Annotated in this window: 14 protein-coding genes; 8 read left to right on the top strand and 6 right to left on the bottom strand. The window is 73.1% G+C overall.

The genetic code is table 11. The annotated features are described in order from the left end of the window. Positions 1-87: 87 nt before the first annotated feature. On the bottom strand, positions 88-867 hold the full coding sequence (locus tag AB0O53_RS08215) for a hypothetical protein (RefSeq protein ID WP_365193955.1): 780 nt from the start codon (positions 865-867) through the stop codon (positions 88-90). 135 nt (positions 868-1,002) lie between these two features. On the opposite strand from AB0O53_RS08215, the gene AB0O53_RS08210 reads away from it, so the two are divergent. Beyond that, the gene (locus AB0O53_RS08210; RefSeq protein ID WP_365193952.1) at positions 1,003-1,917 is read left to right on the top strand and encodes an oxygenase MpaB family protein; all 915 of its coding nucleotides are present in this window, start codon (positions 1,003-1,005) and stop codon (positions 1,915-1,917) included. 89 nt (positions 1,918-2,006) lie between these two features. Here the strand turns inward: AB0O53_RS08210 and AB0O53_RS08205 are convergent, their stop codons facing one another. Beyond that, entirely contained in the window at positions 2,007-2,606 is a 600-nt protein-coding gene (locus AB0O53_RS08205; protein WP_350991086.1) for a class I SAM-dependent methyltransferase, read from the bottom strand. Between the two features lie 177 nt (positions 2,607-2,783). Between AB0O53_RS08205 and AB0O53_RS08200 the strand changes: the two genes are divergently transcribed. From AB0O53_RS08200 to AB0O53_RS08180, 5 genes are all read left to right on the top strand, one after another. Continuing rightward, complete coding sequence (locus tag AB0O53_RS08200; protein WP_365194180.1) at positions 2,784-3,563, top strand: MHYT domain-containing protein; 780 nt, start codon at positions 2,784-2,786, stop codon at positions 3,561-3,563. A 61-nt stretch (positions 3,564-3,624) separates the two neighbouring features. Further along, positions 3,625-6,279 (top strand): sensor histidine kinase, encoded by a 2,655-nt coding sequence (locus tag AB0O53_RS08195; protein ID WP_365193948.1) that lies wholly within the window; start codon positions 3,625-3,627, stop codon positions 6,277-6,279. After that, on the top strand, positions 6,279-6,722 hold the full coding sequence (locus AB0O53_RS08190) for a roadblock/LC7 domain-containing protein (RefSeq protein WP_350991090.1): 444 nt from the start codon (positions 6,279-6,281) through the stop codon (positions 6,720-6,722). The genes AB0O53_RS08195 and AB0O53_RS08190 overlap by 1 nt, the downstream gene beginning before the upstream one ends. A 17-nt stretch (positions 6,723-6,739) precedes the next feature. After that, the gene (locus AB0O53_RS08185; RefSeq protein WP_350991092.1) at positions 6,740-7,123 is read left to right on the top strand and encodes a DUF742 domain-containing protein; all 384 of its coding nucleotides are present in this window, start codon (positions 6,740-6,742) and stop codon (positions 7,121-7,123) included. After that, the gene (locus tag AB0O53_RS08180; protein WP_365193945.1) at positions 7,123-7,872 is read left to right on the top strand and encodes a GTP-binding protein; all 750 of its coding nucleotides are present in this window, start codon (positions 7,123-7,125) and stop codon (positions 7,870-7,872) included. Before AB0O53_RS08185 ends, AB0O53_RS08180 begins: the two co-directional genes overlap by 1 nt. Before the next feature lie 23 nt (positions 7,873-7,895). Here AB0O53_RS08180 and AB0O53_RS08175 read toward each other — a convergent pair whose 3' ends face one another. After that, positions 7,896-8,333 carry a PPOX class F420-dependent oxidoreductase gene (locus tag AB0O53_RS08175; protein ID WP_350991096.1) on the bottom strand — a complete coding sequence of 146 codons (438 nt, stop codon included), beginning with the start codon at positions 8,331-8,333 and terminating at the stop codon, positions 7,896-7,898. Between the two features lie 106 nt (positions 8,334-8,439). On the opposite strand from AB0O53_RS08175, the gene AB0O53_RS08170 reads away from it, so the two are divergent. After that, on the top strand, positions 8,440-8,838 hold the full coding sequence (locus tag AB0O53_RS08170; RefSeq protein WP_030657457.1) for a roadblock/LC7 domain-containing protein: 399 nt from the start codon (positions 8,440-8,442) through the stop codon (positions 8,836-8,838). A gap of 126 nt (positions 8,839-8,964) precedes the next feature. Further along, positions 8,965-9,813, top strand: a complete 849-nt coding sequence (locus tag AB0O53_RS08165; RefSeq protein WP_365193941.1) for a DUF6397 family protein — start codon at positions 8,965-8,967, stop codon at positions 9,811-9,813. On the opposite strand, the gene AB0O53_RS08160 is transcribed toward AB0O53_RS08165, so the two are convergent. From AB0O53_RS08160 to AB0O53_RS08150, 3 genes are read right to left on the bottom strand one after another with little or no spacing between them, the layout of a single operon-like run. Continuing rightward, complete coding sequence (locus tag AB0O53_RS08160) at positions 9,777-10,178, bottom strand: YchJ family protein (RefSeq protein ID WP_350991101.1); 402 nt, start codon at positions 10,176-10,178, stop codon at positions 9,777-9,779. The genes AB0O53_RS08165 and AB0O53_RS08160 overlap by 37 nt on opposite strands. An 8-nt stretch (positions 10,179-10,186) precedes the next feature. Next, the gene (locus tag AB0O53_RS08155) at positions 10,187-11,110 is read right to left on the bottom strand and encodes an acyl-CoA thioesterase (RefSeq protein ID WP_350991103.1); all 924 of its coding nucleotides are present in this window, start codon (positions 11,108-11,110) and stop codon (positions 10,187-10,189) included. Between the two features lie 52 nt (positions 11,111-11,162). After that, complete coding sequence (locus AB0O53_RS08150) at positions 11,163-13,685, bottom strand: DEAD/DEAH box helicase (protein WP_350991105.1); 2,523 nt, start codon at positions 13,683-13,685, stop codon at positions 11,163-11,165. Positions 13,686-13,801: the final 116 nt, after the last annotated feature.

The raw sequence follows: 13,801 nt of genomic DNA, 5'->3' as shown, positions 1-13,801 counted from the left end.
GCTCGCGCGCACGCCGTTCGGTCGTGCGTCGTCCCACGTTCGTGCGCCGTCGTTCGTTCGCGTCCCGCGGCCCGGTCCGGCCGGGGGTCACACCGGCCGGACCGCGACGCGGTCCAGCGCCGCCAGCAGCTCCGGCAGGTCGGGATCCCCCTTCCGGGGGACGGTGAGCACCTCGCCCGGTTCCTCGTCCAGGAGGACGAAGGCCGCATCTCCGGTGCGGGCCACCAGCGACCAGCCGGGTCCGTCCACGCGCAGGGTCCGGGACCCTTCGCCGGCGAAGGAGGACCGCACGCGGCCGGCCGGCGGCGGGGTCCGCGTGTAGTCCAGCGCCTGCTCCAGCGCACGCGCGAGCCCGGGGTGCGCCGCGGCGGCGGCTCCGCCGTCCGTCGCCACGCGCTCGCGCCAGTCGGCCCACTCCCGCGCGATCTGGTCCGCGCCCAGCCGCCGCTGCACCGGGCCCCATGCCTCCGCCGAGGGCGGCGCCAGGGGCACCCGCCCCGTACCGTCCGCGCCCTGCTCCGGATCGTGCGGCTCCGGTATCCCGGGTGCGGCCACCGACAACTCCACCGGCCAGCCCGCCAGCGAGACCACGATCGTCCGCTCGTCGGGCGACAGGTCGTACTCCATGCCGCAGTCCCACGAGGCGATCGCCGCGGCCACGAGCGAGACGTCGTCGACGACGACCGTCCAGCGCGCGCCCTCCTCGTCCTGGCCCAGCACCAGGCCGTACCCCTCGCGGTTGGGCGTCACGCCCAGCAGGGCGCAGGCCTCGGGGAAGTCGTCCCCCAGGAAGCTCGGGAACTGTGCGGGGGTCAGGAGTACGGCGGTCAGCACGTACAGCGAGCCGCCACCCTCGTCGTCGGACACCTGGCCTCCAGCCTGCTCTCTCGTCGGCGCACCTTAACCAGCGGGTAACCCGCGCGTCGAGAGCCTGCGGGCCACGATTTCCAAGGCTGCCACCTGCACGTAGAGTTGGGGGCCCGCCACAGAAAGGGACACCCGGTGCAGCGTTACGACCGGCTGAAGGAGATCCTCCGCCTCGACCCGGACAAGGACTTCCTCACCATCTACCGGCTCACCGCCACCTACGAGTTCCCCTGGGACTTCACCCGCGCCCTGGAGCTCGCGCTGTTCCGGACGTACGCCGTCCCCAGCATCGGCGGCCTCCTGGCCGAGACCGCCGAGTTCACCGACCGCGCCCAGAAGCGCTACGACGACACGGCACTGCTCCTCGACGCGGTCGTCGAGCACGGCTTCGAGAGCGACACCGCGCGCACGGCGATCCGCCGCGTCAACCAGATGCACCGCAGCTACGACATCTCCGACGACGACATGCGTTACGTGCTGTGCACGTTCGTGGTGATTCCGGCACGGTGGCTGGACGCCTACGGCTGGCGCCCGATGACCCACCACGAGCGCCGGGCGAGCGCCAACTACTACGCCACGCTCGGCCGGCACCTGGGCATCACGGACATCCCGGGCTCCTACGAGGAGTTCGAAACCAGCCTCGTCGCCTACGAAGAGGCCCATTTCGGCTGGGACGAGGGCGCCCGCAAGGTCGCCGACTCCACCCTCGACCTGATGGCGTCCTGGTACCCCGCGCCGCTCGCACCCGCCGTGCGCCGCGGAGGGATCGCCCTGCTCGACGATGCGCTCATCGACGCCTTCCGGTACGAGGCCCCCCACGCCGGCGTCCGCAAGCTGGTGCAGGGCGCACTGCGGCTGCGCGGCCGCGCCGTCCGGCTGCTGCCCCCGCGCAGGGCCCCGCACTACGCCCGCCAGAACCCGGAGATCAAGGGCTACCGGGGTGGCTACGACGTGGGCGAGCTCGGCACGTTCCCGGTGCCCGGCTCGGGCGGCTGCCCCGTACCGCATCCGCGCCGGCCCGCCGGAGCCGAGGCCCAGCCCCCGGCCTGATCCCGGGCACCTCCGCGGGCGCCGGGCGCGGTGCCGTCGTACAGGTGTCGTTGTCGTTGTCGTGCCGGGGCGGGGCGGGCGCAGGCGGGTCAGGGCCGGCGTACGGCCAGGGCCAGGAAGCGGTGGTCCTCGTCGGCGTACGAGGTCATGTCCCAGCCGGCGGCGGACAGCAGCGGGCCGAGATTGTGCTCGGCGCGCAGGTCCTGCGGAGTCAGCTCGCGGCCCTGGCGCGCGGCGAGCGCCGCCCGCCCGATCGGGTGGAAGAGCGCCAGCCGGCCGCCGGGGCGCACCACCCGCGACAGCTCGCGCAGGTTCGCCGCCGGATCGGGCAGGTGCGCGATGAGCCCGGCGGCGAACACCGCGTCCAGCGCCCCGTCACGCAGCGGCAGCCGCGCCACGTCGGCCAGCAGCAGTGCGCCCTCGGCGGCGCGCCCGGCCCGCCGCGCGGCGGCCAGCATCTGCGGGGTGAGGTCCACGCCGAGCACGGTCCCCGCAGGTCCGACAGCGGCCCGCAGCGCCCCCAGGGCCCGCCCGGTACCGCAGCCGGCGTCGAGCACGCGGTCGCCGGGCCGCAGACCGAACTCCGTCACCGCGGTGGCGAAGGCGGGCCCGTCCTCCGGGAACTTGCGGTCCCAGTCGTCGGCCCGCGCCCCGAAGAACTCCTGCACGTGCGTGTGGTCTTCGCTCATGGGCCCATGATCCCCCACCCCCGCACGCCGAGGTGTCCGCGGACCGTGCGCAAGGTGGCACGTGGGGTGATCGAAGGTGAACGTAGCTCTGTCATATTCCAGCACTTCCAGCTGCTTTCGGAATGCGCCCCCTGTTCGCGCCCTCACCCGGACTAGCGTCCGTTGGCCATGGGACACCTGGGACATCTGGACCACGCCGCATACGGCTGGCTGACACCCGTGCTGTCATATGTGATGGCATCGATCGGCGCCGCCCTCGGGCTGCGCTGCACCGTCCGCGCGCTCGCCGCGACCGGAGCCGTCCGCCGCAACTGGCTCCTCACCGCGGCCTCCGCCATCGGAACCGGCATCTGGACCATGCACTTCGTCGCGATGCTCGGCTTCGAGGTCACCGGCACGGAGATCCGCTACAACGTGCCGCTCACCATCCTGAGCCTGCTCGTCGCCATGCTGGTCGTCGGCGCCGGAGTCTTCGTCGTCGGCTACGGCAGGGCGCGCCGCCGCTCCCTCGTCCTGGGCGGCCTCACCACCGGACTCGGCGTCGCCAGCATGCACTACCTGGGCATGGTGGCCCTGCGCCTGCACGGCGAGGTCTCCTACGACCCGCTCGTCGTCGGCGTCTCCGTCGTCATCGCCGTGGTCGCGGCCACCGCCGCCCTCTGGGCCGCCCTCAACATCAAGTCGCCCGTGGCGGTCGCCGCCGCCTCCCTGGTCATGGGTGCGGCCGTCAGCAGCATGCACTACACCGGCATGCTCGCCGTCTCCGTCAGCGTCAGTCCCTCGGACGCGGTCCTGCCCGGAGCCACCGCGATGCAGTTCATCTTCCCGCTCGCCGTCGGACTGGGTTCCTACCTGTTCATCACCGCCGCCTTCGTCGCGCTCTCCCCGACGGCCGACGAGCGCGCCGCCTCGGCCTCCGCCCGGCACCTGGGGGAGCCCACCGCGGCCGCGCACTGACCCGTCCCACGCCCCCCACCGAACGACCGCACCCACAGGCACCGCCCGGAACGAGGAGCCCATGCGAACACCCCGCAGAAGACCGGAAGCAGCGGCGCCGCGGCTGCCCGCGCCCCCGGCACGCGGCCGCCGGGCCCACGCCGGCCCACCGGCAGAGGAACCGGCGGAAGACCGCGCCCCGCAGCGGCCGCGCCCGGCGGACGGCACGCGTCCGCCCGGCCCCGCCGTCCCGCGCCGGCGCGGCCCCCGGCTGCGCCCCGCCACCGTCCGCGCGAAGATCGTCTCCCTGCTGATGGTGCCGGTCGTCTCCCTCCTCGCGCTGTGGGCCTTCGCCACCGTCAACACCGCCCAGGACATAGCCCGGCTGGGGCGGGTCCAGCAGGTCGACTCCGAGATACGCGCCCCCGTCGCCGCCGCCGTCACCGAGCTCCAGGCCGAACGGCGCGCGGCCGTCCGCCTCCTGGCCGACCCCGCAGCCGACGCGGGCGCCCTCGACCAGCAGGCCCGCCGCACCGACGGCGCCGTCCGCAGCCTGCGGCTCGGCGACCGCCACACCGTCGCCGACTCCGGCGGCTACCGCTCGGACACCGTGGTCCGGCTGGACGCGTTCGTCGTCGCCGCCGAGGCCCTGGAATCGGCCCGCAAGGACATCACCGACCGCCGCGCCACTCCCGAGGCCGCCTTCGCGATCTACACCCGGGTGGTCGATGCCGCATTCGCCGTGGGCGGCTCGCTCTCGGGCGGGGAGAACGCCGAACTCGGCCCCGACGCGCGGGTCCTGCTCGAATTCGCCCGCGCCGCGGAACTCCTGTCGCGCGAGGACGCCCTCCTCGCCCTGCCGGGCCAGCGCAGCGCCGAAACCATTCGGCAGCTGACCGGGGCCGTCGAGTCCCGCCGCGCGCTCACCGAGACCGCCGCCCGCGACCTGCCGGCCGTCCAGCAGGACGCCTGGCAGTCCGTCGCCAAGAGCGCCGCCTACGCCGACCTCACCGGCGCCGAGGACCGGGCGCTGGCCGCCGGCACCTCCCGCGACGCCCGAGGGGCGCCCGCCGGATGGGAGACCGCCCACAGCGGGATCAGCGCCTCGATGCGCGAGATCGAGCAGGCCGCGCACACCGCGGCCGCCGACCGCGCCGACCCCGTCGCCGAGGGGGCGTTCAGCCCCGCGGGCGCCGCGGTGTTGCTGGGCCTGGCAGCCGTCGCCGCCTCCCTCGTCATCTCCGTCCGGATCGGCCGGGTCCTGGTCGTCGAGCTGGTCTCGCTGCGCAACACCGCCCTGGAGATCGCCCACTGCAAACTCCCGGACGCGATGGACCGGCTGCGCGCCGGGGAGGAGATCGACGTCGCCGCCGAGACCCCGCCCGGCCCGCCCGCCGACGATGAGATCACGCAGGTCGGAGAGGCGCTGGGCACTGTGCACCGGGCCGCCCTCAGCGCCGCCGTCGAGCGGGCGGAACTCGCCAGCGGAGTCTCCGGTGTCTTCGTCAACCTCGCCCGCCGCAGCCAGGTGCTCGTCCACAAGCAGCTCACCCTGCTCGACTCGATGGAGCGGCGCGCCGACGACCCGAACGAACTCGGCGACCTCTTCCGCCTCGACCACCTGACCACCCGGATGCGCCGGCACGCGGAGAGCCTGATCATCCTCTCGGGCGCGGCCCCCGGCCGGGCCTGGCGGACACCCGTCCCCCTCACCAACGTCGTCCGGGCCGCCGTGTCGGAGATCGAGGACTACCCGCGCGTCGAGGTCCGCCATCTCGCCGAGGCCGCTGTGGTCGGCGGAGCCGTCGCCGACCTCACCCACCTCCTCGCCGAACTCATCGAGAACGCCGCCCAGTTCTCGCCTCCGCACACCAGGGTCAGGGTCAGCGGCGAACCGGTCGGCACCGGCTACGTCCTGGAGGTCGAGGACCGCGGGCTGGGCATGGGCCGCGAATCCCTGGCCGACGCCAACCGGCGCATCGAGCAGTCCGAGGACCTCGACCTCTTCGACAGCGACCGGCTCGGCCTCTTCGTGGTCAGCCGCCTCTCGGCCCGCCACGGGGTCAAGGTGCACCTGCGCACGTCGCCCTACGGCGGCACCACCGCCGTGGTGCTCCTGCCCACCTCCATGCTCCAGGGCGCCCTCGACGCAGGAGACCAGGCCGCCGGCCCCGCCGCCGCGGACCCGGGCCCCGCACACCGGGAGCAGCAGCCCGCCGCTTCGGGCCGGTCCGCTTCCGTGTCGCCCCGGGACCGGGGTGCGGCAGCACCACAGCCCCTCGCCGTGGCGGTCGTACGGGACGACGCGCGCGGCCCGGCCGCCGTACGGGACGACGCGCGTCGCATCCCGGCCCGAGACGAGTCCCCCGCGGCCGCCGAGGAGCCGCGTCCCGCACCGGTGGCGCCGCTGCGGCCGCGCTCCGCCGCCGGCGCGGGCACCCGTACGGAGGCCGCCGCACCCGCCTCGGCCCCGGTGGGGGCCTCGACCCCGGCTTCGGCCCCGGCCCCGGCTTCGGCCTCGGTGACGGAACTGCCGCGCCGGGTGCGCCAGGCCAGCCTCGTCCCGCAGCTCCGGGAGGCCCCCACGCCCAAGGAGCCGGACGGCATCCGACTGCCCGAGGATCCGCCCGGGCGCAGCCCGGAGGAGGCCCGGGACCGGATGGCGGCCTACCGGGCGGGATGGGTCCGCGGCGCCGAGGAGAACTCCCCCCACGCAGGCAGCGAAGGAGAAGTGTGATGATCGAACACCAGAGGGTCGGCCACGACGGCATCCGCAGGTCGGGGGAGCTCGACTGGCTCCTCGACGACCTGGTGCACCGGGTCCTCGAGGTCCGGCACGCCGTCGTCCTCTCCAACGACGGCCTGGCGGTCGGCGCCTCCAGCGCGCTCAGCCGGGAGGACGCCGAGCACCTGGCGGCGGTGGCCTCCGGCTTCCACAGCCTGGCCAAGGGCGCGGGCCGGCACTTCCACGCCGGGGGCGTGCGCCAGACGATGGTCGAGATGGACGAGGGATTCCTCTTCGTCGCGGCGGCGGGCGACGGCTCCTGCCTGGCCGTGCTCAGCGCCGGCGGCGCCGACATCGGCCTGATCGCCTACGAGATGGCCCGGCTCGTGAAGCGGGTCGGCGAGCACCTCTACACGCCGCCCCGGTTCGCGGCGCGGCCGCCGGCCGCAGGCTGAGGGCGGCGGTCCGGCCCATGAACGGCCACTGGTACGACGCCGAAGCGGGCCCGCTCGTCCGTCCCTACGCCATGACCGGGGGGCGTACCAAGCCGGGGCCGCACGGGGTCCGCTTCGACCTGATCGCCCTGGTCGCGGTGGATCCGCAGGGCGGTGCGGACGAGGCGGCCGAGTCGCTGCTCGGCCCCGAACACCGGGCACTGCTGGGGCTCTGCCGGTCCGAGACCCAGTCGGTGGCGGAACTCGCCGCCGACGCCGACCTGCCCGTGGGAGTCGTGCGGGTGCTCCTCGGGGACCTGCTGGAGGGCGGGCACGTCAGGGTCAGCCGCCCGGTACCGCCCGCCCAACTGCCCGACGAGCGGATTCTGCGTGAAGTCATCGAGGGATTGAGAGCGCTTTGATGGGACAGCACGACGACCGAACCTTCGGAACCCCCGGTTCTTCCGGGTCCTCCGGTCCTTCCGGTTCCTCCGGGTGGGCCGGTGACGCCGCCGCCGCCGGCGCCGGCAGCGGCGCGCAGACCCCGGAAGCGGAGCCGGGAACGGTGGAGGAGGACGCCGAACTGGCCGCGCTCGCACTGAAGATCCTCGTGGCGGGCGGCTTCGGGGTGGGCAAGACCACGCTGGTCGGAGCGGTGAGCGAGATCCGGCCGCTGCGCACCGAGGAGCAGCTGAGCGAGGCGGGTGAACTGGTCGACGACACGGGCGGCGTCGCCCAGAAGACGACCACGACCGTGGCCATGGACTTCGGGCGGATCACCATCCGGTCCGGGCTGTCCCTCTACCTGTTCGGCACACCGGGGCAGGACCGGTTCTGGTTCCTGTGGGACGAGCTGTCCACGGGGGCCCTGGGCGCGGTGGTGCTGGCCGACACGCGGCGGCTGGAGGACTGCTTCCCGGCGGTCGACTACTTCGAGCACCGGCGCATCCCTTTCGTGGTGGCCGTCAACTGCTTCACGGAGGCTCGGCGGTACGGGGCGCACGACGTCTCCCGCGCGCTCGACCTGGAGCAGGGGACGCCGGTGGTGCTGTGCGACGCACGGGACAAGGACTCGGGGAAGGAAGTACTGATCAGGCTGGTCGAGTACGCCGGGCGGGTGCACACCGCCCGGCTGCTGGACTCGGTGGGCCCGCAGGCCGGTTCGGGGTGAGCCGGACCTGCCGCGGGGGTGGGTCAGTCGGACACGCCGGCGACGGCGAGCACCTTGTCGATCGGGACGCGGACCAGGAGCTCGCCGGGGACCGCGTTGCGGCGGCCGAACGCCTCGGCCTCCGCCTCGCCCATGTAGCGGGCGGCGATGCGGGTCGCCCAGGTGAGCATCTCGTCCGCGGCGTCGGCGTATTCGCTGATCTCCGCGCGGCCCTGGAGGACGACGTAGGAGAAGGGCGGCCGGTCGTCGTCCACGCAGAGTGCGACGCGGCCGTCCCTGGCCAGATTGCGCCCCTTGACCGTGTCCTTCCCGGTGTTGAAGACGAAGGAATCGCCGTCGAGTACGAACCAGATGGGGGCGACGTGCGGACTTCCGTCCGCGCGGACGGTGGAGAGCTTGCCGGTACGGGTGGAATGGGAGACGAAGGCCCGCCATTCCTCTTGAGTCATCTTCTTCGCCATGGGCACATCCTCCTTGCCGGAAAGGCGCTGGTGGGGAAGGCTGGCGGCACGACTACGCGGGGTGGGGCGCGGCCGAACGGGCCGCGTCGACGGGGAGGGGCTTGGAATGGCACTGGACAAGCAACTGGACTGGCTGCTGGACGACCTGACACGCAGGGTCCCGCAGGTGCGGCACGCGGTGGTCCTGTCCAATGACGGCCTGGTGACGGGGGCGAGCGCGGGGCTGCCGAGGGAGGACGCGGAGCACCTGGCGGCGGTCGCGGCCGGGCTGCAGAGCCTGGCGAAGGGCTCGGGGCGGCACTTCCGGGCGGGCGAGGTCCGCCAGACGATGGTCGAGTACGACGACGGGGCGCTGTTCGTCATGGCAGCGGGTGCGGGCAGTTCCCTGTGCGTGCTCAGTGCCGCCGAGGCGGACATCGGGCAGGTCGCGTACGAGATGACGCTGCTGGTCAACCGGGTCGGCGAGCACCTGGGAGTGGCGGAGCGGCGCATCACCGGGGGCTGAGCCGGACGTCGCGGCGGAGGTTGGGCCGACGGCCGCGCGGAGGTTTTCCACAGGCCTCGCGGGATGTCGTTGCAGCGCGTTACGGTCTTCACACAGAGTAATCGCTGCTCGTGGGGGAGGACCGTGATGACGCAGATGGTGACCGCGCCGCCGCAGGACAGGGCCACGCGTGAGGGGGAGGGGCCGGCCGCCGGGGCCGGTGGCGCCGCGGAGGCGCTGCTGGGCAGTGCGCGGGCCGCGGAGGAACTCGGACTGACCCGGGGCGAGTTGGCCAGGGCGGTCCAGCTGGGGATCGTACGGGCCGGGCCGCAGACGGCCGGCGGGGCCCCGCGCTTCGCGCGGGCGGAGCTGGCGCGAGTGCGGGCCGCGGACTCCGGGCGGCCGGACGCGCTGCGCCGACAGGTCGAGACCGTGGCCGGGGCCCAGGCGGCGGCCGAGGCGCTGGGGGTCGGCCCGAGCCGTTTCACCCGGCTCGCGCGCTGCGGACACCTCACCCCCGTCGGCTACCGCATCAACCGCTACCGGGCCGTCGTCTGGCTCTATCTGACCGCGGAATTGCGGGAGTTCGCCGACCGGGAGCCGGGGATGCTGCGCGGGACGGCACCCGCCGAGGACCGGGAACTGATCGCCGCCAAGGGGGACCTGCGCCCGCGCACCTGGCGCGGACGGCACGTGGGGCTCCTGCTGAGACGGACCGCCGATCCCTGGGCGCGCGCGGCCGTGCTGGCCTGCGTCCTCCCCGAGGAGGAGCTGCGCGGGGCCGTGCCCGATGCGGCGGAGCGGATCGTCCTGGCTGCGCTCGCCCCGCCCCCGCCGTACGGGCATCCGCAGGTCCCCGCGGCCGCGGCGGTGGCGGAGGGGCTGCTGCGGGCGGGCCCGCCGGACGAGGTCCACTGGTACCGCACCAGCCTGGAGTTCGCCCTGACGGGTGCCCGGGGTCAGTCGAAGTCGACGGGTGAGAGGGGGCCGACGTAGACCCAGGCACCGGCCTCGCGGCCGAAGCCGCTGTGCTCGTGCAGCGAACCGGTGTGCCGGCCCTCGCGGTAGTGCGCGCGGAACTCCACCGAGCCTTCCGTCTCGAACATCCCGCCCCGCTCCGTGGCGAGGATCTCCAGCCGCTCCCAGCGCTGCCCGGGATCCAGGTCGAGGACGGCCGGGCGCGTCGAGGGGTGCCAGGAGCGCAGCAGGTAGGCGGTGTCACCGACGGCGAAGGCGCTGAAGCGGGAGCGCATCAGCAGCTCGGCGGTGGGCGCCTGCCGTTCACCGGAGTGGAAGCGGCCGCAGCACTCCGGATAGGCGGCGGGCAGACCGCAGGGGCACGGCATGGCGGGGGTGGGCATGGGTCTGCTCAGTTCTCCGGTGCGGGATCGGACGGCGGGCCCGCCTGGTCCGGGCTGGCCGGCTTGGCGGGGTACGGGCGGAAGAGGCCTTCCTGGACCACGGAGACCAGCAGCCTGCCCTCCAGGTCGTAGATGCGGCCACGGGCAAGGCCGCGGCCGCCGTGCGCGATGGGCGACTCCTGGTCGTACAGGAACCACTCGTCCGCCCGGAACGGCCGGTGGAACCACATGGCGTGGTCGAGCGAGGCCATGTCGAAACCGCGCATGCCCCACAGGGGTTCCACGGGGATGCGCACGGCGTCGAGGAGGGTCATGTCACTGGCGTAGGTGAGGGCGCAGGTGTGCACGAGCGGGTCGTCGCCCAGCGGGCCGACGGCGCGCATCCACACCGCGCTGCGCGGATCGGCGCCCTTGAGTTCCTCGGGAGTCCAGCGGAGCCGGTTCACATAGCGGATGTCGAAGGGCTGGCGGCGGGCCATCCGCTCCAGCGCCTCCGGCAGCGCCCCGAGGTGCTCGCGGATCTCGTCCGCGACCTTGGGGAGCGTGTCGGGATGCGGACAGTGGTGGGGAGGCAGCTGGTGCTCGATGCTGCCCTCCTCCGGATGATGGAAGGAGGCGGTGAGATTGAAGATCGTCTTGCCCTGCTGGACCGCGGTGACCCGGCGCGTGGTGAAGGACCGCCCGTCGCGCACCCGCTCCACCTGGTACACGATCGGCACCCCGGGCATCCCGGGGCGCAGGAAGTACGCGTGCAGCGAGTGGACCGGGCGGTCGCTCTCGACGGTGCGGCCCGCGGCCACCAGCGCCTGGCCGGCGACCTGGCCGCCGAAGACGCGCTGGAGGGACTCCTGCGGGCTGGCGCCGCGGAAGATGTTGACCTCGATCTGCTCCAGGTCGAGCAGATCGACCAGTCTCTCGGCGGGGTTCGTCATCAGAGGATCTCCACTGTCGGGTCCGGGCGGTCCGGCGGCGTGCCGGATCAGGTCACAGGGCGCCGAGCTCGCCGACCGAGGTGACCCGGACGACCGCCCGGCCCTCCTCGTCGGACGCGGCCAGGTCGACCTCGGCGCTGATGCCCCAGCCATGGTCGCCGTTCGGGTCGGCGAAGGTCTGGCGGACGCGCCACAGGCCGTGCGCGGTGTCCTCCTCGATCTGGAGGAGCTTGGGGCCGCGGGCGTCGGGGCCGGTGCCCAGGTCGTCGTACTCGTCCCAGTACGCGTCCATGGCCTCGCCCCAGGCGTCGGCGTCCCAGCCCGACTCGGCGTCCAGCTCGCCCAGCGCGTCGACGTTGTCGAGCGCGGCCAGCTCCACGCGGCGGAACATGGCGTTGCGGACCAGGACGCGGAAGGCGCGCGCGTTGGCGGTGACCGGCTTGACCTGGTCGGCCTTCTCCTGGGCCTGCTCCGCCGTCTCCACCTCCGGGTTCGCCAGCTGCTCCCACTCGTCGAGCAGGCTCGAGTCGACCTGGCGGACCAGCTCGCCCAGCCAGGCGATCAGGTCCTCCAGGTCCTCGGACTTGAGGTCGTCGGGGATGGTGTGGTCCAGCGCCTTGAACGCACTGGCCAGGTAGCGAAGCACGATGCCCTCGGTGCGGGCCAGTTCGTAGAAGGAGGTGAACTCGGTGAAGGTCATCGCGCGCTCGTACATGTCGCGGATGATCGACTTCGGGGAGACGGGGTGGTCGCGCACCCACGGGTGGCTCTTGGCGTACACGTCGTAGGCGTGGGAGAGGAGTTCTTCCAGCGGCTTGGGATAGCTGACGTCCTGCAGCCGCTCCATCCGCTCCTCGTACTCGATCCCGTCGGCCTTCATCTGGCCGACCGCGATGCCGCGCTCCTTGTTCTGCTGGGCGGCCAGGATCTGGCGCGGGTCGTCCAGCGTGGACTCCACGACGGAGACCATGTCCAGCGCGTAGGAGGGGGACTCGGGGTCCAGCAGGTCGAAGGAGGCCAGCGCGAAGGTGGACAGCGGTTGGTTGAGCGCGAAGTCCTGCTGGAGGTCCACGGTGAGCCGGATGGTGCGGCCCTCCGCGTCCGGGGTGTCGAGCTTCTCCACGACGCCGCCGTCCAGCAGCGAGCGGTAGATCGCGATGGCCCGCCGGATGTGCCGCAGCTGGGCCTTGCGCGGCTCGTGATTGTCCTCAAGGAGGTGGCGCATCGCCTGGAAGGCGTCGCCGGGCCGGGCGATCACCGACAGCAGCATGATGTTGGTGACCTTGAAGCGCGAGGTCAGCGGCTCCGGGTCGGCGGCGATCAGCTTCTCGAAGGTGGTGTCCGACCAGGCGACGAAGCCCTCGGGAGCCTTCTTGCGGACCACCTTGCGGCGCTTCTTCGGGTCGTCGCCCGCCTTCGCGAGCGCCTTCTCGTTCTCGATGACGTGCTCGGGCGCCTGGGCGACCACGAAGCCCGCCGTGTCGAAGCCGGCCCGGCCGGCGCGGCCGGCGATCTGGTGGAACTCGCGGGCCCGCAGCGTGCGGACCCGGTTGCCGTCGTACTTGGTGAGCGCCGTGAACAGCACCGTGCGGATCGGGACGTTGACGCCGACCCCGAGGGTGTCCGTACCGCAGATGACCTTCAGCAGACCGGCCTGCGCGAGCTTCTCCACCAGACGCCGGTACTTGGGCAGCATGCCGGCGTGGTGCACGCCGATGCCGTGCCGCACGTAGCGCGAGAGGTTCTGGCCGAACTTCGTGGTGAAGCGGAAGTTGCCGATCAGCTCCTGGATCTTGTCCTTCTCCTCGCGGGTGCACATGTTGATGCTCATCAGCGACTGCGCCCGCTCGACCGCCTGGGCCTGCGTGAAGTGCACGATGTAGACCGGGGCCTGCCGGGTCTCCAGCAGCTCGGTGATCGTGTCGGTGATCGGCGTGGTGACGTACTCGTAGGACAGCGGTACGGGCCGGGTGGCGGAGCGGACCACCGAGGTCGGGCGGCCGGTGCGCCGGGTCAGGTCGTCCTCGAACCGCTTCACGTCGCCGAGCGTCGCCGACATCAGGACGAACTGCGCCTGCGGCAGCTCCAGCAGCGGGATCTGCCACGCCCAGCCGCGGTCCGGCTCGGCATAGAAGTGGAACTCGTCCATCACGACCTGGCCGATGTCGGCGTGCTTGCCGTCCCGCAGGGCGATGGAGGCGAGCACCTCGGCGGTGCAGCAGATCACCGGCGCGTCCGCGTTCACCGAGGCGTCGCCAGTCAGCATGCCCACGTTCTCGGTGCCGAAGAGCTTGCACAGGTCGAAGAACTTCTCCGACACCAGCGCCTTGATCGGGGCGGTGTAGAAGGTCACCTTGTCCTGGGCCAGGGCGGTGAAGTGCGCACCGGCCGCGACCAGGCTCTTGCCGGAACCCGTCGGGGTGGACAGGATCACGTTCGCCCCGGAGACGACCTCGATCAGCGCCTCCTCCTGAGCCGGGTACAGGGTGATGCCCTGGTCCTCCGCCCACGAGGAGAAAGCCTCGAAGAGGGCGTCGGGGTCGGCGGTCGGCGGGAGCTGATCAATGAGGGTCACGCCCCCATCTTGCCTGGCTTCCCCCCGGATCAGGGAACCGGAGGACGCAAGGAAGATCACCGACTGTACGCTGTGCCGTCGATGCGGCCCGAACGAACCGGTCAACAGGGCCCGAC

The organism is Streptomyces erythrochromogenes, from assembly GCF_040684695.1.
GTDB lineage: Bacteria > Actinomycetota > Actinomycetes > Streptomycetales > Streptomycetaceae > Streptomyces > Streptomyces erythrochromogenes_C.
Note: the sequence above shows the minus strand (reverse complement) of the source record. Positions and strands in the feature narration are given on the sequence as shown.